This window comes from Paenibacillus sp. R-74696 (assembly GCF_055814915.1).
Genome location: NZ_JBPULM010000018.1, coordinates 64,311 through 84,061, shown reverse-complemented (window position 1 = coordinate 84,061; position 19,751 = coordinate 64,311). Strand labels below are relative to the sequence as shown.

Annotated in this window: 16 protein-coding genes; 9 read left to right on the top strand and 7 right to left on the bottom strand. The window is 47.1% G+C overall.

What is annotated here, in order from left to right; translation table 11 throughout:
* Positions 1-233 precede the first annotated feature (233 nt).
* Both ACSR9A_RS04765 and ACSR9A_RS04760 read left to right on the top strand, forming a co-directional pair.
* Entirely contained in the window at positions 234-575 is a 342-nt protein-coding gene (locus ACSR9A_RS04765) for a zinc ribbon domain-containing protein YjdM (RefSeq protein ID WP_341280139.1), read from the top strand.
* Between the two features lie 24 nt (positions 576-599).
* A complete protein-coding gene (locus tag ACSR9A_RS04760; RefSeq protein WP_473755954.1) occupies positions 600-1,664 on the top strand; it encodes an LLM class flavin-dependent oxidoreductase in 1,065 nt (354 codons plus the stop codon).
* A 158-nt stretch (positions 1,665-1,822) separates the two neighbouring features.
* On the opposite strand, the gene ACSR9A_RS04755 is transcribed toward ACSR9A_RS04760, so the two are convergent.
* Complete coding sequence (locus ACSR9A_RS04755) at positions 1,823-2,911, bottom strand: hypothetical protein (RefSeq protein ID WP_473755953.1); 1,089 nt, start codon at positions 2,909-2,911, stop codon at positions 1,823-1,825.
* A 10-nt stretch (positions 2,912-2,921) separates the two neighbouring features.
* Entirely contained in the window at positions 2,922-4,394 is a 1,473-nt protein-coding gene (locus ACSR9A_RS04750) for an MBOAT family O-acyltransferase (RefSeq protein WP_473755952.1), read from the bottom strand.
* Positions 4,395-4,756: 362 nt separating this feature from the next.
* Here ACSR9A_RS04750 and ACSR9A_RS04745 point away from each other — a divergent pair, with 362 nt between their 5' ends.
* The gene (locus tag ACSR9A_RS04745) at positions 4,757-6,289 is read left to right on the top strand and encodes an FAD-dependent oxidoreductase (RefSeq protein WP_473755950.1); all 1,533 of its coding nucleotides are present in this window, start codon (positions 4,757-4,759) and stop codon (positions 6,287-6,289) included.
* A gap of 178 nt (positions 6,290-6,467) precedes the next feature.
* Here the strand turns inward: ACSR9A_RS04745 and ACSR9A_RS04740 are convergent, their stop codons facing one another.
* The 3 genes from ACSR9A_RS04740 to ACSR9A_RS04730 form a co-directional block, all read right to left on the bottom strand.
* Positions 6,468-7,298, bottom strand: coding sequence for a carbohydrate ABC transporter permease (locus ACSR9A_RS04740; protein ID WP_341280136.1), 831 nt, complete (start codon positions 7,296-7,298; stop codon positions 6,468-6,470).
* Positions 7,298-8,167, bottom strand: coding sequence for a carbohydrate ABC transporter permease (locus ACSR9A_RS04735; protein WP_473755948.1), 870 nt, complete (start codon positions 8,165-8,167; stop codon positions 7,298-7,300). Before ACSR9A_RS04735 ends, ACSR9A_RS04740 begins: the two co-directional genes overlap by 1 nt.
* A 75-nt stretch (positions 8,168-8,242) precedes the next feature.
* Positions 8,243-9,562, bottom strand: a complete 1,320-nt coding sequence (locus ACSR9A_RS04730) for an ABC transporter substrate-binding protein (RefSeq protein ID WP_473755947.1) — start codon at positions 9,560-9,562, stop codon at positions 8,243-8,245.
* Between the two features lie 206 nt (positions 9,563-9,768).
* On the opposite strand from ACSR9A_RS04730, the gene ACSR9A_RS04725 reads away from it, so the two are divergent.
* The 4 genes from ACSR9A_RS04725 (at position 9,769) to ACSR9A_RS04710 (ending at position 14,707) form a co-directional block, all read left to right on the top strand.
* Positions 9,769-11,541 carry a sensor histidine kinase gene (locus ACSR9A_RS04725; protein ID WP_473755946.1) on the top strand — a complete coding sequence of 591 codons (1,773 nt, stop codon included), beginning with the start codon at positions 9,769-9,771 and terminating at the stop codon, positions 11,539-11,541.
* A gap of 16 nt (positions 11,542-11,557) precedes the next feature.
* Positions 11,558-13,066, top strand: coding sequence for a response regulator transcription factor (locus ACSR9A_RS04720; RefSeq protein ID WP_473755944.1), 1,509 nt, complete (start codon positions 11,558-11,560; stop codon positions 13,064-13,066).
* A gap of 79 nt (positions 13,067-13,145) precedes the next feature.
* Positions 13,146-14,093, top strand: a complete 948-nt coding sequence (locus ACSR9A_RS04715; protein ID WP_473755943.1) for a helix-turn-helix transcriptional regulator — start codon at positions 13,146-13,148, stop codon at positions 14,091-14,093.
* Between the two features lie 62 nt (positions 14,094-14,155).
* On the top strand, positions 14,156-14,707 hold the full coding sequence (locus tag ACSR9A_RS04710) for a DinB family protein (RefSeq protein WP_473755942.1): 552 nt from the start codon (positions 14,156-14,158) through the stop codon (positions 14,705-14,707).
* A 3-nt stretch (positions 14,708-14,710) separates the two neighbouring features.
* On the opposite strand, the gene ACSR9A_RS04705 is transcribed toward ACSR9A_RS04710, so the two are convergent.
* Positions 14,711-16,285 (bottom strand): diguanylate cyclase domain-containing protein, encoded by a 1,575-nt coding sequence (locus ACSR9A_RS04705; protein ID WP_473755941.1) that lies wholly within the window; start codon positions 16,283-16,285, stop codon positions 14,711-14,713.
* A 263-nt stretch (positions 16,286-16,548) separates the two neighbouring features.
* Between ACSR9A_RS04705 and ACSR9A_RS04700 the strand changes: the two genes are divergently transcribed.
* Positions 16,549-16,986, top strand: coding sequence for a hypothetical protein (locus ACSR9A_RS04700; RefSeq protein WP_473755940.1), 438 nt, complete (start codon positions 16,549-16,551; stop codon positions 16,984-16,986).
* Between the two features lie 136 nt (positions 16,987-17,122).
* Here ACSR9A_RS04700 and ACSR9A_RS04695 read toward each other — a convergent pair whose 3' ends face one another.
* Complete coding sequence (locus ACSR9A_RS04695; protein WP_473755938.1) at positions 17,123-17,968, bottom strand: aldo/keto reductase; 846 nt, start codon at positions 17,966-17,968, stop codon at positions 17,123-17,125.
* A 275-nt stretch (positions 17,969-18,243) separates the two neighbouring features.
* On the opposite strand from ACSR9A_RS04695, the gene rlmN reads away from it, so the two are divergent.
* Positions 18,244-19,335 carry a dual-specificity RNA methyltransferase RlmN gene (gene rlmN / locus ACSR9A_RS04690; RefSeq protein WP_473755937.1) on the top strand — a complete coding sequence of 364 codons (1,092 nt, stop codon included), beginning with the start codon at positions 18,244-18,246 and terminating at the stop codon, positions 19,333-19,335.
* Positions 19,336-19,751 lie beyond the last annotated feature (416 nt).

Below are 19,751 nucleotides of genomic sequence, written 5' to 3'. Positions count from 1 at the left end.
TGCAGCCGAAAATCAGGCATTGATTTTTCTATGCAGAGGTGCAGCATGGTTTTTTGAAATATAAGAATTTATAAGTTGTAGCTTATAAATAGGACTTATATTTCACCGCGAAACGGCAGCTTTACCGCCGGAGGATGGCTTCAGCCGTTTACGCTTGCTATTTTCCCGTTTATAATAAAACTTCAAGGTAAAGTCGTAACGATTATAGTAACAGGAATGGAGGGCATGAATACATGTCTAGCTTGCCAAATTGTCCACAGTGTCAGTCAGAATATACATATGAGGATGGGCTGATGCTCGTTTGCCCGGAATGCGCGCATGAATGGAATGAGAATGCACAGGATAATGCCAGTGAAGATGAGAAGGTTGTAAAGGACTCGAACGGCAATGTGCTGAGCGATGGTGATTCAGTCACGGTCATTAAAGATTTGAAGGTAAAAGGCAGCTCGCTCGTTGTCAAAATTGGCACCAAGGTCAAAAACATCCGTCTCGTCGACGGCGATCATGATATTGATTGCAAAATTGACGGTTTTGGCGCAATGAAGCTGAAATCGGAGTTTGTTAAAAAAATATAGAGTGGAAGCAGGAGGGATCTTACGATGGAAATAGGGATTAGTACGTTTGTTGAAACCTCGCCAGATGTAGAAACAGGAGAGGTGATGAGCCATGCCCAGCGTATACGTGAAGTCGTTGAAGAAATCGTGCTTGCCGATCAGGTTGGGCTTGATGTTTATGGAGTAGGGGAGCATCATCGCGAGGATTATGCGGCTTCCTCTCCAGTCGTTATTTTGGCGGCAGCTGCTGCACAAACGAAGCAGATTCGTTTGACGAGCGCGGTTACGGTGCTGTCTTCTGCTGATCCTGTGCGCGTATTTCAGGATTTTGCTACGCTGGACGGCATTTCAAATGGTCGTGCGGAAATTATGGCAGGACGTGGCTCCTTCATTGAATCGTTCCCTTTGTTCGGCTACGATCTGGACCACTACAATGAGCTGTTTGATGAAAAGCTGGCGCTGCTGCTGAAAATTCGCGAATCCGAGAAAGTAACCTGGGCAGGTGGTCACCGCCCAGCCATTAACAATCTGGGCGTTTACCCGCGCCCTGTTCAGAACCCGTTGCCGGTGTGGATTGGCAGCGGCGGCAACCAGGAATCGGTTGTCCGTGCTGGCCTGCTCGGCCTGCCGCTGGTTCTCGCTATTATCGGAGGCAGTCCGATGAATTTTGCGCCGCTGGTGCAGCTGTATAAGAGAGCCGCCACTCATGCGGGGCATGATGCCTCGAAGCTGCCTATCGCATCGCACTCTCACGGCTTTATTGCGGAGACGACGCAGCTTGCAGCGGACACGTTTTTCCCTTCGACGCAAGCGGTTATGAATGTGCTCGGCAAAGAGCGGGGCTGGGGGCATTATGACCGTTCCAGTTTTGACGCTGCTCGCAGCATTGAAGGCGCACTTTACGTAGGCGATCCCGAAACGGTTGCCCGCAAAATCATTAACCTGCGCAAGCATGTCGGCATTACAAGGTTTTTGCTGCATACGCCGCTGGGCACAATGCCGCATGAGGACGTGATGAACGCGATCAAGCTGCTTGGTACGGAGGTTGCACCGCGTGTGCGCGAAGAAATTGCCAAGTGGGAAGCGGAAAACGAAGGAAAGACGAACTAAAAGCGAACTTAAGCCATATCAAGGCAGCGACATGCATAAGGCAAGAAGAGAAGGAATCCAGGGAAACCTGGGTTCCTTTTTGTTTTTATACGGTTGGTTACCCGCAAGGAATTAGAATAACTGTACCGCATTTCTCGAGAGAGGTATGTCTAGGCTTATTAATAGCTGACCACTAGTTCGGCCATGTTTTTATCTTTCTCTGACCAGCGTTCTCTGTTTTCCTTCAGTTCCTTTAAATGTTCTTCTACATTATCTGGAGTAAGTTTTGATCCGAAATAGGAAGGAACTTGCTCATCATGAAGGTTCAGCATGCGTTCCAACATGAGGTTGCCTATTTTTTTTGAAAAATGAGAAAGGTCGTTGTAGTTTTCCCCTGTTTGCAGCGAACTTGTAGAAATATCGTGGTAGCCAGAGAAGTCCCATATGGGGGCGATACTGACCAGTTGTCGTTTCCATTCTTCATATTGTGGCCACAGGCCGTTTTGCCAATAGGTTTCTAAAACAATTGCATGAACCGGGCTGATGTAGAGGTAGAGTTGCAAGTGATTTTGCTCGCATAGTTGGATTATTCTTTTTAAAACATCCAGGCTGTTTGATGATAGCTCCAGCGTAGTTGGAAGAATATTTAATGTGCCTTCATTAATATTATCAGGATAAACATATTTCTCATCAAAGCTGCCATCCTGCAAATAACGGGTTTCTGAATAGGCAGTAGTGTGATTATGGTTGTCCGACCATATTTTCCAGCTTTCTGTAAGCGCTGGCTCAGATAATAAGGTAGAGAAGTAGTCCGTAATATACAAGGGGCTAGTCAAGCGCTTCTCAACATAGTTGGCATGATCGGCTAGCTGATCATCAAAGACTTCAAAATCTAAACCAAGGTAAACGGTGTTTAGCTGCGGGTTAACCTTAAGCATATATTTAAGATATTGATAGCTTGAATAAGGAGTGGCAGCAGGAAGACCTAGGTTATAGGTAACCTCACCAGTGAGTGATTGAATAAAGGCAGGGTCGAGCCTCATCGCTCTTGACGTTCCTAGAACAATGGCCTGTGGCTGTAATCGCTTGCTGTGATAGGTTTTAAATTGGTAGGGATCCTTATTGATGCTTTTTCGGTAATTGTAGCTTTCCCCGGAAAAATGGTATAGCCCATACGGATCAATGCAATAATTAATGAAGGCTGTTAGAAGCAGCAGCAGGGCGGTTGCAGTTAAAGCGGACAATGTCCATCGTCTATCATTTTTCATAGCATTCACCTTAAAATTTGAAGTATAGGAATTCGGATATTTTGGTTAGATTTAATAGAGCATACACAAGAATTAGGATGAAGAAGAGAGCATGAAAGAAATTGGGCTTAAAGGCCGCCATCTTCTCTGAGCTATTTTTAAAGCCTAATACAATTATAAATCCTAACCCAATCAAGGCTGCATATCTCCAATCCTCATTAATCGGGGTTGGAATAAATTGTAACCCATAGGAAGCAAGAGGGGACAGCAGGCCTGACAGTTCAATCGGTAACGTGAAGCCCTGAAAACCAAATAAAGCTTTGAAGAACAACAGAGCCTGCTGAAAGCTCTCCATTTTAAAGAAAACCAAAGTTAGGTTTAAATAGCTGAAAGTAAGCATCCAAGCGAGAATAGTGGGAAGTTTAATCTTGAATTTGCTCCATGTACGATAGACGACAACTCCAAGTCCTACAAGCAGCCCCCATACGACGAAGTTCCAACCCGCTCCATGCCAAATACCGCTTATTAAGAACAAAGTCATTAGGCTAAGATTGACTTGCGTGGTCGAGGATAGTCGAATTTTCCATCTCGGCATTACTTTTCTAGTAAAGAAGCGGTTCATTGGAAAGTATACATATTCATAGAGAAAATGAGTTAACGTAATATGCCAGCGAGAGATCAAATCTTGAAATTGGGTCGCTTTATATGGCGAATTGAAATTGATGGGCAGCTTAATGTTGAAAAGCAGAGCTAGTCCAATTGCCATATCTGAATAGCCGCTAAAGTCAAAGTACAGCTGGAACGTGTAGGATAAAATGAGAGCCCATGCATCGAAAAAGCCAATGGTATCGAGATAGCCCATACCGCTGCCTACCGTTATTGCAAATTGATCCGCTAATATGACCTTTTTGAACAATCCAATGGAGAAAATAAACAGACCTCGGGAAATGTTTTCGTAATTTATTTTGTGATTGTGCTCGTTTTGAAACTGGGGCATCATGATTTTATGATGGACAATGGGACCAGCAATAAGATGCGGAAAAAACGTGACGAATAAGGCGTAATTCATAATACTGTAATTTTTTACCTTGCTTTTAAAGCAATCTACGATAAAGGTGATTTGCTGGAAGGTGAAGAAGCTGATAGCCAAGGGTAATGCAACATGGAGCAGCGATATATGGGTAGAGAAGGCGAAATTGAAATTAGAAATTAGAAAATCGGTATATTTGAAATAACCTAACAAGCTTAAATTAAATAGAATGCCTATAACGAGCACAGTCTTTTTTTTATGAGTAGTTAAAAACCTTCCTAAGAAAAAGTTAACTAGCATGGATACAAAAAGAATGGGCAGATAGCTGGGATTCCACCAGCCGTAGAAGAAGATCGAACAGACTGCTAACCATGACCTTGAGATGGAGGGGGAAGCAATCGATGAGAAAAGAAAATAACCACCAAAAACGAGAGGCAAAAAGCCGAAAATAAAAACGGGTGAATTAAAAAGCATCGAGGCGCACATCCTGTTACAGTCTATTTGGGGTCAATAGAGCATGGAGAGTTACTATATTGTTTTCCAAATTATAAGTTAAATTCATTAACTATTAAAGCATTATTATTTTTAAGTGCAAAGAGTCTCTGCTGTTCTCAGTTGCAGAGGGTCTTTTTAGTATGCAGAATAAAGCCGAAAAAGCCCCTGTGCAGAAGATGCCAGTCCGCCGCGATGGCTTGGTGTGTGGTAGTACATAATTTCATGTCATATCGGCTTCTAATTAAATTCAAACCCTTCTTGTAAGGGGTATTTGAGAATATGTATAGATTCCCATTTTTCGAACATATTAAAATCAGCAAACCTATAAGGAGGCAGAAGCTTTGACGAATCCAAAAGCATTTCCAACGTTTCCAGAGGCGTATTGGCAGGCTTCTTGCGACACGCTTCAAGAATTCCCTGCGTTAAAGCACAATCACGAAACAGATGTTGCTGTAATTGGCGGCGGGATCTCGGGTATCACCACGGCATATGTTCTCGCAAAGGCTGGTTTTAAAGTTGCATTGATTGAGGCCGGCAGGCTTCTGAATGGCACAACGGGCCATACGACCGCCAAAATCACCGCCCAGCACGACCTGATCTATGATGAATTAATCCAGCGTGAAGGAAAAGAAAAAGCCTTGCTCTATTACCAGGCCAATACGGATGCGCTGCATTTTATTCAATCAACGGTCGAACAGCTTCATATCGATTGTGGCTTTGAGGAACAGGACGCCTGTATATACACGAACACGGACAGCGGACTCTCTCAATTGGAGAAAGAGCTTGAGGCCTATAACACATTGGGCATTCCCAGCTCTTATCATAAAAGCATTCCACTGCCCATTCCTGCGCTAGGCGCCCTAACGATGCCTCAGCAGGCACAGTTTCACCCCCTGCGTTATTTGGCTGCTCTCGTAAAGGAGTTCGTGAACACAGGTGGAGAGGTTTTCGAGTATACAACAGCCGTTGATATAGAAAATGGATCAATGGCAAAGGTCGTCACAAGAGATGGCCATCATGTAAGCTGCCGTTATGTGGTTAGCTGTACCCATTTCCCGTTCCATGACGGAGGCGGGTTTTATTTTGCAAGAATGCACGCTGATCGCTCCTACGTTCTCGGTGTTAAATTAGACGAAGCGTATCCGAGCGGCATGTATTTGAGCGCTGATGAGCCCAAACGTTCTATTCGCAGTGTGCAAACCGGCAATGGGGACAGATTGGTTCTTATTGGAGGCCAGAGCCATAAGACGGGACAAGGCATATGCACCATTAATCATTATGAAGCCTTGCAGCAGTTTGCCGCGGAACATTTCAAGCTCAAGGAGATCAGCTATAGATGGTCTGCGCAGGATCTTGTCACAGGAGACAAAATACCATTTATTGGACCGTTAACAAGCTCCGTTTCCAATGTGTATGTCGCCACGGGATATCGCAAATGGGGAATGACAACGGGAACGGCCGCTGCTCTCCTGCTTAGAGATTTGCTGCAAGAGAAGGAGAGCCCCTATATAGAGCTGTATTCTCCTTCACGATCGATTAGCTGGCACACGGTACAAAAGCTGGTCTCTGACAATGCCGATGTAGCCAAGCATTTAATAGCAGGCAAGCTTGAAATGGTTTATAGAAAGCCAGAAGACCTGCTAAAAGATGAAGGGGGAGCTATCACGCTCCATGGCCGAAGAGCGGGTGGTTACCGAGACAAGGAGGACCAGCTTCACCTGGTCGATACCACGTGTACGCATATGGGCTGTGAGGTCGAGTGGAATGATGGGGAACGCACATGGGACTGTCCATGCCATGGCTCGCGCTTCTCCTATGAAGGCGATGTTATGGAGGGGCCTGCCAAGCAGCCGTTGACACGACTGCACTTGTAACCGGCAGTCCATCAATCAAAGCAAATTCAGCACTGGCCGATCTCATACAGGTCGGAGCCCTAAGAGTCTTTGCCGTTCGCAGCGGCAGAGGCTCTTTTTAACATGCTGCAGAAAGCCGATGTAAAAAAGCCCCCGCGCAGGAGATGGCAGTCCGGCGCGAGGGCTTGGTGTGTGGCGGTCAACCTTTGACCGCGCCAGCTGTAAGGCCGCTGACGATGTATTTCTGTGCGAACAGGTAAAGGACGAGCACAGGGATAGAGGTCATAACCAGATCGGCGAAGATCAGGTTCCAGTCCCGGCTGTATTTTCCATAAAAATTGTAAACGGATAGCGGCATTGTCCAGTCGGAGCTGTCTGTGAGGAAATAAAGCGGAATCGTAATATCATTCCATACCGACATAAACACCATAATCGCTACAGTCGCATTCACCGGAACAATAAGCGGTGTAATAATGCGGAAGAATACAGCAAGCATGCTTGCGCCTTCCAGGAAAGCTACTTCATCGAGCGCCCTCGGTATTGATTTGATAAAGCCGCTATACAGAAACACGCTGAACGCGACGTTCAAAGCGGCGTAAATGAAAATAACGCTTGTAATGCTGCCGTAGAAGCCCAGCCATTGTACGACACGAATCGTCGTAATGATCGACATAGGAGCGATAAGTCCCATAAAGAAAAACATATACAGGAAGCTCGACAGCTTCGATTCTCTCCGCACCAGAATGAAAGCGGCGGCTGAAGAGGTAATAATGTTGACGATGGAAGATACGCCGGTAATCAGCAGGCCATTCAGGAAGGCACGGCCGAGGCCGCCTTCTTTAAAAACCTGCGTGTAGTTGGAGAACATCCACTTGTCCGGAAGCGCGAGCTTAAAGCGCAGCACCTCAGAGCTGGTCATAAAGGAACCGAAAATCATAATGAGCAGCGGCACAATAATGATCAGGGAAGCGACCAGCAGAAAAATTTCGACGATATAGTTGCGAAGCGCAAGTTTTCGTGTATAACTCATTATTCAGCAACCTCCTTACGACGCATGAAGATCAGCAGCGGAATGGATATAACGGTAACCGCCGCGAACAGCAGCGTATTGATTGCCGTACCCATACCCCAGCTGCCTTCTCCGAAAGAACGGAGAATAATCGTTCCGACAACCTGTGAAGCGTTGCCCGGTCCGCCGCCAGTCAGGACGAAGACTTCGGAAAATACTTTCAAGCCGCCGATGAGCGTCAGCATGAGATTGATATTAATGGCGGGCAGCAATAACGGGAGCGTAATTTTGCTGAATGTGCTCCATGCGCCTGCGCCGTCAATCGTCGCTGCTTCATAATACTCCTTCGAAATGGACTGGAGTCCAGCCAGATAGATGGCCATTTGGAATCCGGTGTGCTGCCAGATGGAGACCAGGGCAACGGTCCATATAACAATAGTAGGATCGGTCAGCCACGATTGGCCAATGACACCCAGACCGATTGCTTCCAAAAATTTATTGATAGTGCCATCTGTGCGCAGCATTGGTGTGAACACAATACTGATAACCAGAACGCTTAAAATCGACGGCGAGTAAAAAATCGCGCGCAGCAAATTTTTGGATTTCAGTCGCATGTTCAAACCAATGGCTAAAGCGATACCGAGCACGTTTTTTCCGATAACCGTAACAATCGCAAAAATAAAAGTATTTTTAAGGGCTAGAACGAGCGTCTTATCTGAAAAAATTTGTTCGAAATTGTCCAAGCCGATAAATTTAAGCGTTTCGCGGTCAAGCCGCCAGTCCGTAAAGGAGTAAAACAAGCCGATGAGGGCGGGTAATACGAAAAAAATACAATAAATGAATAGGGCCGGCCATATTAGATAATAAGGATATAAGCTTTTTGTCTTCATCTGTAATCACGCTCCATAACAGCTTGGGGCAGAATAAAGCCCGAAAGGACTTTATTCTGCCTAGTGTTCCTTCAATTAAAATCCGGCAACGCCTTTATCTTTCATAAGCTGTGCAAACTTGTCGTTCCATGCAGACAATACTTCTTCCGGTGTTTTGGCACCGGCAAACTGATCCTGCAGGTTTCTGTAAAGCTCGCTGCGGTCAACCAGCATATGCGCATCTGTAGTCAGAACGGTTTTCTTCGGTGTAATGTAGTTATCTACGATTTCTTGCTTGTAGTCCGGCAGCTTAGGTGTCGTCACATCGTTGAAGTTGGAAACATAACCCTGTGCATCAACAATTTTTTGTGCTTGCTCTTTGGTTGCGATGAACTCAAGGAATTTTTTAGCTTCAGCCATATGCTTCGCTTTTTTAGGAATGAACAGCTGTCCACCGAGCGGGCTTGCGCCGAGGCTTGCATCTTTGGAAGAAGGAATCGCGAACAGTCCAAGGTGGATGCTAGGATCTTTTTCCGCTACGTTCTCAATCAGCCAGTCGCCCATGAACATCATCGCTACTTCTTTGTCCAAAAATTTACCAACGGCCATATCGTAGCTGTCGCTCAGAATATCAGGGTTGGTGTAGCCTTTTTTGAACACTTGGTACTGCTGGTCCAGCAGCGCTGCGAACTCCGGGATGTCTGTCCATTTTTTCTTGTTGCTGTTCAGATCATCGAACAACGTTGGATCATTTTTCGCTGCATAATCCGCGAATGCTGCTCCCGGCCAGATGTTGGCTGCCCAGTTATCCTTGAAAGGCATGAATACCGGTGTAACACCGCTTGCTTTAATCGCTTCGCATACCGCAAGGAACTCTTCGAAGGTTGTCGGGATCGACAGGTTCAGCTCCTTGAACATATCCTTGTTGTACACAACGCCTTGCATGCCTGTGTCTTGACTGACATGGAAGCTGTATACATGATCATTAGCCGACAGTACGTCTTTGTTCAATAGACGGCTAACCCATGGCTCGCTATCCAAAATTTCAAAGTTGCGCTCCAAGTTCAGGTCGGTTACGGCGCTAGCCAGGTTGTACTGAATAATATCTGGAGTTTCATCAACAGCCAGCTTGGTTTGCAGCACGGTTGCTGTCTGCTCAGCTGGAAGCAGTTGAAGATTAACTTTAATATTGGTCTCTTTCTCAAAAGCATCAAGAAGGTCTTGCGCTACAAAAGCGGAGTCCTGCGAGCTTTTCGAAATCGCCAGCTCCAGCGTTACTTTACTGCCGCTGCTGCCGCTTCCTCCGTTGGTTGCTGTACCGGCTGGGCTATTGCTGTTTGATCCGCATGCCGCCAGTGACAAAGCCAGTAAGCTTGCGATGACGCCCGTTGCAGCTTTTTTCATCTTGTGATTCATGTTTAAATCCCCCCGTATTGAATTGTATGTGAATCATTCTGAATGCGGTTACAGGTTCGATTATAGACTTTAAAGCAGGGTAGGTACATGTTTGCCATTTACCTTTCATGTGTAATATTCTGAACCATTCCCCGCTTGTCCGCCTGTATCCGAAATGGTACAGTAGGAGCATTAAAGCGTGTGAGGGAGGAATATAGCTGGCTATCATGAATCGCAAGTTCGGTAAAAACCCATTTCCAGCGAGTCTGCAAACCAAGTTTTTTCTAACGTTCGTGGTGCTGCTGCTTATCGTGCTTGGCAGCTTTCTGGTCTATGTCAACCTCGTCGTCATTCAACCGCTTAAAGAGAAAACGGAAAATGAAAAGCTGATGTCAGCAGAGAAGGTCAGCGATCAGCTCGATATTTATATCGATAGCCAAAATCAGCTATCTCAACGTATTTTGTCCAATAAAGATGTTTATATTTTGCTTGCCGATGATGCGGCTTCTCAAACCTTTGAAGGCTTGTCCCGCAGCCGCAAGCTGAAGGATATTATGTTTCAGGCGATCGGGCCGAGCTTGAACATTCAGGATATGATTATTTACAATCTCGAGGGCTCTGCCCTGGTCTCTTATATTGGCTACGACCGGACGCCGCCTTCTTTAAAGCCGCTGCTGGAAGACAGCGAGACTTTAGCAATCTGGAGCAGAAGCGGTTATTTGCTCAATCGTGAGCAGGCAGGGAAAGTCTCCTTTATTCGCCCGATTATCAATCAAAATGGGGAAATTTTCGGTTATTTATCGATCCAGCTGGACCAAGCTTATTTGCAAAAGCCAGCGGAGGGACTAGCTGACAGCGAGGTGTTTGTTTTAGGGCAGGACGGTCAGCTCATCTCAAGCTCCCAAAATGCCGAGGTTGATAAAAGGCTGTCTACGCTGGAGCCGCGATCGGGAGCAAGCGGCATGTATATGGATCATGAGCAGAACTACGTTACTTATTACAAATCCAGCAGCTCAGAGTGGACAACCTATATTGTCACGCCAAAACAAGCGGTGCTCGGCCCCGTCAGCTCGATCAGCAACATTTCCATCCTGCTCATTACTTCGCTGATGCTGTTTTCCTTTTTTTACATTTATTTTTCCGCAAAAAATTTATTGCTGCCGATTCGCAAGCTGCGCAGTCAAATTTTGCGCGTCAACTACAGCAATATGAATGTGAAGGTAGATAGCCGCTCGCATAATAATGAGCTGATTTTGCTCAATGAGGCATTTCAGGAGCTGCTGGAGCGGCTGCAGCAATCGATTGAGCGCGAGAAGCTGGCGCTGCATGAGGAGATTAAAGCGCGAAACTCTGCGCTGCAAGCGCAAATCGCGCCTCATTTTATCCATAATGTGCTGTATTTGATTAGCATTGCTGCTCAGGAGGGCAAGGATCAGGTCGTGCAGGATATGTGCAAGCAGCTTTCGGACAGCCTACGTTATGTCGTATCCTCGCCCTATCAGCATGTATCGCTGTCGGACGAGCTGGCGTATACGCGAAATTACTTGTCGCTCGTCCAGCAGAAATATGAGGATGATCTGGAGTGGGACATGGAGTCCGATGATACAACAGGCTTGATCCAGCTGCCAAGACTCGTTATCCAGCCCTTCGTTGAAAACTGCATCGAGCATGCTTTTAAAAATATCGACCCGCCTTGGCGAATTTCGATTCGCTTCAAGCTGTATAACGGGCTGTGGGCGATTGAGATAAGTGATAATGGCGAAGGGTTCTCCGACGACAAAATCAAAGAAATACTCGGTAATATTCATGATTCCGATTCGGGGGCGCTTGAGCTGCAAACGAACAGCACGGGCATTGGCAATATGGGCATGGTGAATACGGTCAATCGGCTCAAGCTGATGTACAAAAACCGCTTGTTTTTCAATGTTTACAACAATGCAGATACCGGCAAAGGCGCAACCATTCAGATTATCGCATCACTGACGAAGGATTTTTACTAATGAGGAGGGCTAAGCGATGTTCCATGCTTTAATTGCAGAAGACAGCAAGCCGATCCTTCGCAATATTAAAGCGCTGCTGCAAGCGACCGAGCTGCCGATTCATATTGCCGCAACAGCGGCGAATGGGGAGGAAGCGCTGGCATATATGCAGCAGCATCGCATCGACATTTTGCTTACGGACATTCGGATGCCTAAAATGGATGGACTGGAGCTTATCGAGCAGGCGAAGCTGCTTCATCCGCAGCTCAAGGTTGTGCTGATCAGCGGCTATAATGATTTTGAATATACGCGCAAAGCGCTGAATTTGCAGGTATTTGACTACTTGCTCAAGCCTGTTGAGCGCCATCAGCTGCAGGAGGTTATGGAACGGATCATCGTCCAACTGAAGGAGCAGCAATCGGGGGAGGCTGGGAGCTTCAAGGATATTGTTGATCCCGATTTTCACGCAGAGCTCAGGCTGGGGCCTGAGTTCCGGGAACAGATGAAAGCGCCCTTTCTCATCCATAAGCAGCCCTTCTCCCCGAATAAGGAACACTGGAAGCTGAACGTGCTGCAGGCAAGTTTGACGGAGGTTTATGCCCCGCATGGCTGTTGGGTTTTTCCAACGCAGCAGCCCTATCAGTTTTTTGTACTCGTTAATCTTTCGGTTAAGGACAAATACCCTTCTGCTTATGAATGCATGGAGGCGGCACGCAGCGGCTTGCTGAGGGAAGGCTTATATGCCTCGCTATGCGGCCAGCTGCAAGCGGTGCAGGATAGCGGCTTGGCGGATTTTTATCAGCAAATTTCGCGGCTCATGAAGGAGCAGCTATCCGTCACAGGCCCTCTGCTGCTGGATAACGGTCTCGCTGCGCTGCCTCTGAACGCCGATTCAGGTGTAACCGAGCTGCTCTCGAACAGCTTCGTGGACATGATTCGCCAGCGCCAGAAGGAGCGCTTCGCCTTAAAGCTGGCCGAGCAGCTGCAAAAATGGCAGAGCAGCAACGTTCGCCTGGCGGAGCTGGAGCGTTTTCTGGCGCTGCTGAGCGAGGCCTTCGGCAGCTCTCTCTCCGAGCAGGACCCATGGAACAAGCTCAAGCTGACGGAGCAGGCGAATGCGCTGCTGGAGCTGGGCAGCTTTGCAGACTTTACCATGCAGCTGCTGCTCTGGGCCGAGCAATGCTTTGAGCTGCTGCACAATCAAAATCGCAAAAGCGGCTCAGAGCTGTTCCAGCAAATTGACGAGTATGTGCAGATGAACATGTATTCGCATGTATCCATTGCCGATCTCGCGCAGCGATTTCATGTCAGTCCCTCCTATATCAGCCGAATTATGAAAAAATATGCGGAGAAAACATTCGTCCACTACTACTTGAATTTGAAAATCAAGGAGGCGTGCCGGCTGCTGGAAACGAAGCCGGAGATGAAGATTAAAGAGCTGTCTGATGTGCTATCGTTCAGCGACCAGCACTATTTTTCCAAGGTATTCAAGGAGTATGCAGGGTGCAGTCCGACGGAGTATAAGGAGCAGCTCAAGGGCTTATAAGGAATGTTTAAAGGGCAGGCGCAGCCCTTGTCATCCAACATGGAACTAGGAGGATTTGCGATGAGGACAAGCTGGCTTTATGAATAAAACAGAGCGATTGTTGGCGATTTTGTTGGAGCTTCAGCGTAAAGACAGAATGCGCGCCGAGGATTTGGCCGCGGTATTCGAGACGAGCGTCCGTACGATTTATCGCGATATGCAGGCACTCAGCGAATCCGGTGTCCCGATTGTCGGAGAGCCTGGTGTCGGCTATTCGCTAATGGAGGGCTATTTTCTGCCACCTGTGAGCTTTACCGTAGAGGAAGCAGTGACCTTGTTGATCGGCACTGTGTTTGTCGAGCAGCAGTTTGATGAGGGATATACGTCGAAGGCCGGCGCTGCCCGCGGGAAAATCGAGGCTATATTGCCGGAGCATGTCCGTGAGGAAACGCAGCGTGTCCGCGCTTCCATTAAGCTGCTGGCACCCTATGACCCGCTAGCGGGGGGAGTGGATAAGCAAAATATCAATCTATTGCGTACCGCTATATTGGAGCAGCGCAAAATACGTCTCCACTATAAAAAAACGTATGCGGAAGAGGACGGAGGCCGGCAAAGCACCCGGGTAGTCGCGCCATATGGACTCGTACTATCGCAGGGAAACTGGCTGCTGCTGGCCTATTGCGAGCTGCGGGCAGCACTGCGCCATTTCCGCTTGTCGCGCATGGAGCAGCTTGCCTTGCTCGATGAGCGTTTCAAGCTGCCGCAGGATTTTGATCTGCATGCTTATACGCCCGAAAATGACCGCAAGCTGCCCGTACGCATTTGGGTGAATCCTTCTATCGCGGATAAAGTGAAGGAGCAAAATAACTTTTATATGGAATCCTTGGAGGAGACAGATGACGGCCTGTACGTGAATTTTCTTGTTCGTGTGCAGGAGGAGCTGTTGCACTGGATACTCGGCTGGGGTTCTGGCGTCATTGTGCTGGAGCCGGAATCGCTGCGCCAGCAAATTCGGGCGGAGGCCGCTAAAATATTGGAAAGCTACTGACATGCAGCTGTCAGTAGCTTTTTCTTATAATGGCCCTATCTTATCTAAAGGGGCTGTGTAAATTGATAAACACGTTACAATCTTTGAAGCAATTTGAACCATTGAAGGAGCAATATGAACGGGAGCTGGACTTGCTCACGCTTGAGCAGCTGCAGCAGAAGCCAGCCGAGGACGAATGGTCGATCGGTCAGGTATATGTTCATCTGATCAACAGTGCGCTATACATGCAGTTAAATTTCGCTAAGCAATGCTTGAGCGATGAATCGCAAGCACCCGTTAGCCTAAGCGATTCAACAAGCGAAACGAATGCGAGGAAAAATGCCATTTTTACAGCGGGCAGTCTGCCGCCGATGCGTATACAGGTGGAGCCCTCCCCTGAGTACACGCCTAGCCAGCCGAAAAGCAAAGATGAGCTGGTACAAGGAATGGGCGAAGTACTGCGACGGATGAAGGAACTGGAGCCAGCGCTTGCGGGGGCGCCGGAGCATCGTACAATTCCACATCCGGGTTTTGGTGAAATGAACGCCAAGGAATGGTTTTTGCTCATCGAAATGCATTTCCGTCATCATCTTCGTCAGTTGGAGCGTTTGAAGCCTTTTGCAGCTTCGATGTAACTGCTACAGGATGGACTGCGACTGCGGGAGCTGGTCCACATTGTGCTTCCGCAGCTTGCGCTCGCGCTTAAGCTTGTACATCGCTTTATCTGCACTATTTAGCAAGGAATCCCCGTCCAGTCCGTCTCGCGGATATAGGCTGATCCCCATACTAAGCTTGGCGAACAGCTGCTCATTGCCGTAGCGCAGTGAACGGCTCGCGAAGCGTTCCTCAATCTCAGGAATGATCTCGTAAACGCAATCGGCAGCCGGGAGCGGGCTGATGAATAGGACAAATTCGTCGCCGCCCAGCCTTGCTGCCATACCTTGACCGCCGACGCTTTCTTTAATGATTCCAGCGGTGTGCCGCAGCAGAGCATCGCCTGCATCATGCCCGAAGCGGTCATTCGTTTCTTTAAATTCATCCAGGTCAATCAGTACAACAGCCAGCTGTTGCTGCTTCCGCTCTGCTTCCGCAATGGCTGCCGCCAGCCTTTCGTAGAAGAAGCGGCGGTTCGGCAATTCGGTCAGTGCGTCATGGTAGGCGAGAAAGGCAATCTGTTCCTGATGCTCCTTGATGAGCGTAATATTGCGGAAAATAAGAATGACATGCGGTTCATTATCCACTGTCACATAGTCCCCATCAATTAGCACCGTGAGTTCTCTGTCTCCCTTATGAATTTTCGTCTCCAGCTCTTTAATTTCCAATTGGTTTCGGAGCCGTTTTTTCAGCTCGGTACTAGCTAACGCGTCGAGTCCAGCATGCTCCAGCTGTAAATGATCAAACAGCTGCTTCGCACTTGGATTAGCTTCTTTAATGGTGCCGGAGCTCTCAACGAGCAGAATAGCGGCTGGGTTCAAATTAAACAGTCGCTCATATCGCTGTTTATTGGAGTTGAGAAACTCAAATCTTTGCATAGCGAGCCGCAGCATAAAGCACCATACGAGACCGCCGTATAAATAAGAATAAGGAGGCAGTGTATTTTCGAATTGAAAATAGCCAAAAAAACCAACCCAAAGCATCGTAATAATGGTGCCTGCAATCATAAGCCGATAAATAGGCGCACGTTCGCGGTCCTGAGTGGCTCTAACCCGAGCTTGTCCAAGCAATAGAAACACAAGATACACAATGGCAATCAGAATGCTGCCCGTCATGGCGGCGAAATAAGGGAAATTGTATACGGGATATTTCCAAATGCCGACTTGAACGAACTCTTGCGAGGAGATGTATTTTTGACTACTAAAAATATTGAAGGGAATAATCAGCAGCGGGAAGTAGAAAATATACGGGTAGACAAAGCGCGGAAGCCGCTTATCCATGCCGGAAAATTTGGAGATGAAATGCACGCCAATTCCCGGTATGGCGATACCAATGTTAGAAAACCACAACGCTGTGAGAGCTGGGCTATATTCAATGGGAAGCAGAAAACGAACGTACTCCTCCATAAACATAATAAAATAACAAGCAATAATAAGACTTACGAGCTGATGCTCAATCTTCTTCGGGTTGCGGTACAGGACATCCAGACCCATATAGAAAAATAAAAGCATGGGGAGCAAATAAGCACCCAATGAAACTAATACTTCCGACAGACTCAAGGCCCCTCTGCCCCTTCCGGATTTATCTGATCTGCATGCTGCACAAGCATCTAAACTCATTTTAGACAGTTCGTCGCTATTTGTCGATTTGAAATATATTTATAGCACCATGTGAAAATATGACAGTAAAAAGAGGAGAGGCGAATGAGAAGGGGGATTTTATAATTAATGAAACATATCCCTTATTTTGAGAGTCTGTAAGGTAGAGGTGGAGGAGCAGAATAGAAAGGAAGGATTACATGTGAGGAGGTCAGAACAGTTATATGAATAAAAGCAAAAAAGTTCTCTTATTGTCCTTTCTTGGCTTTCTACTCGTAGGGTTAACTATCATTTTTACTTTGATACAAAGCAATAGAGAATTCCTTTCGCAATTTCAAAGTTATTCAGTCACTATTGATAATCAATCCAGTTATGATGTTGTCTCACTAGAGCTTGGGGTGCTGACAGGAACAGACACATACGATAGTGTGAAAAAGGAGAATAAGCATATTTTTAGTAATGTTCTAAAAAGTGGTGAAAAAAAGAAAATAAAACCTAATATATCCTTGGGGGGAAAAGAGGGAGGGGTTTATTTAGGCTATGTTAACTCAGAAGGAGCTGTTTTTAAAAAAGGAATATGCTCTTATACGGAATCATTAACAGGATTTTCGGAAGTAATCATCACGGATAATGGAACTGAAGTAATAGAAAATTGCTGGTAATATTTAAGAATAGTAATGAAGAAAAGATGATGTTTTTTAAGGGCATCATCTTTTCCAATGGGATTCTTTATTTGTAAAGAAAGCTGCGTTAAAAGCATCCATAACATTTTTTTAATGACTCGTGCTAGATATCGATTTAGAAATCAAAGTTGTCCGGATCTGGACCGACGCGCACATTTTGATTCAAGCCGTCGATTTGTGCGATTTCTTCTGCGGAAAGCTCGAAGTCGAAGATGGCGGCATTTTCGATAATCCGATTTTCTTTAATCGATTTAGGGATAGTGATGATGCCATTTTGCAAATCCCAACGCAAAATCACTTGAGCCGTCGATTTTCCATGCTTGTCGGCAATGGCTTTCAGAACGGGCTCATCGAGCAATTTTCCCTGCATGAGCGGTGACCAAGCTTCAATAACAATACCGTGCCCGCTAGCGAAGCTTCTAATTTCTTTCTGCGTCAGGCGGGGGTGAAGCTCAATCTGATTGACCATAGGCTTGATCTCCGCATCCTTCAGGACATCCTCCAGATGATGAATCTGGAAGTTGCTGACGCCGATTGCTTTCACGCGGCCTTCTTTATACAACGTTTCCAGCGCACGCCAAGCTTCTTTATATTTGCCTGCCTTAGGCCAGTGGATTAAATAAAGGTCCAAATACGCTAGTCCAAGCTTTGCTAGGCTAGTCTCATATGCGGCAATCGCCGTCTCATAGCCGAGATCGGAATTCCACACTTTGGAGGTAACGAACAGATCTTCACGGGCGACCCCGTACTGTTCCATCGCTTCTTTGATTGCTTGACCCACGCCTTCCTCATTCTGATATACAGCTGCGGTATCAATGCTGCGGTAGCCATTTTTGATCGCTGCTTTAACCGAGCTGACGACTTCCTCGCCATCTTCTACTTTAAATACGCCAAGTCCGAACCAAGGCATTTTGACGCCGTTATGAAGCGTGACCGTATCCTGCAAATGTTGTGCTGTCATAAATGAATTCTCCTCCTGAAAAAAAAGTATAATTGAGCCGCAATATGATTTGCAGCATTTAACTCATTGCTCACTGACAACTGTAATTATGCACCCTTGCATGCGGAAAGAACAGTACGTACTTTAAAGTACCCATATTGCTAAAAAGTAATCTTTGTCTATGGCCGCCGCATAGCCATTTTCTCCACGCCCCTTGTGTTCGGGTAGTATTTTTGGGACAATAATGTTAAAGAAGAACGGATCGGTCGTTCAATGCAGTGGAAAGAGGAACAATCATGATGAAACCATCCATTTATGGATTAACCTTCGAGCAGCTAACCGCTTGGCTGCTGGAGTATGGACATAAGAAATTCCGCACGACTCAGGTGTGGGAGTATTTGTACCGGAAACGGGTCACGTCCTTTGAGGAAATGACGGACGTCAATCCGGAATGCTTGAAGTTGCTGGCAGAGCATTTTGCCATCCAGACGCTGGCAGAGCATACGCTTCAGGAGTCGGCGGATGGAACGCGCAAATTCCTGTTCAAGCTCAGCGACGGCAATCTGATCGAGACGGTGCTGATGCGGCATAAGTTCGGCTTGTCCGTCTGTGTGACGACGCAGGTAGGCTGCAACATCGGCTGCAGCTTCTGTGCGAGCGGGCTGCTGGCGAAGAGCCGCGACCTGACGAGCGGCGAAATCGTTGAGCAGGTGATGAAGGCGCAGCTGTATCTGGATAAGGAGCAGCAGGGCGACCGCGTCAGCCATCTGGTCGTTATGGGCATTGGCGAACCGTTCGACAACTATACGAATCTGGTCGATTTTCTGCAGGTCATCAAGGATCAAAAGGGGCTGGCGATTGGCCCGCGGCATATTACCGTTTCGACAAGCGGCTTGACCAAAAAGATTATGGATTTTGCCGACAACGATCTTGGCGTCAATCTGGCGATTTCGCTGCATGCGCCGAATAATGAGCTGCGCACGCGCATTATGAAGATCAATCGGGCATTGCCAATTGAGAAGCTGATGGAAGCCATTGATTATTATTTGGCCAAGACGAAGCGGAGAATTACGCTCGAATATATTTTGCTCAAGGATATGAATGATCAGGTGGAGCATGCGCTTGAGCTGGTCGAGCTTGTAGCGGATAGAGGGTCGCTCGTAAATGTGAACCTCATTCCTTATAATCCGGTCGATGAGCATAGCCAGTATCAGCGCAGCGAGCCGGAGTCGATCCGGGCGTTCTATGATACGATTAAGAAAAATGGCCTCAGCTGCAGCGTTCGACTGGAGCATGGTACGGATATTGATGCGGCCTGTGGACAGCTTCGCAGCAAGCAGATCAAGGCATCCAAAGATCAAGTGACGCAGGAAAGCGCGGCTAGATAGCACATAGCAGGTTGGGCAGCAGCAAGGCATACGGGCATCTCCGACTGCTTTTTTACAGGCGGCAGGGGATGCTTTTTCTAAGATATAAGCTTTTATAAGCGCCGGACCGCGAAAGGACAGCGCCAGCCGTTTCACCTTGAAATATAGGAAAGGATGAACAAACGCTATCCTTTCTCTATATTTCTCGGAATGAAACGCGCAACGCCGCCAGAGGATGGCGCCTGCCGTTTCACCTTGAAATATAGGAAAGGATGAACTAATGTTATCCTTTCTCTATATTTCTCGGAATGAAACGCGCAACGCCGCCAGAGGGTAGCGCCTGCCGTTTCACCTTGTGAAGCAGCGTTTAACGAAAGGCAGTCTTCGCATGTTGAGGCGAATTAGGTTAGAATGAACAATAGAATGCTGGACAGGAG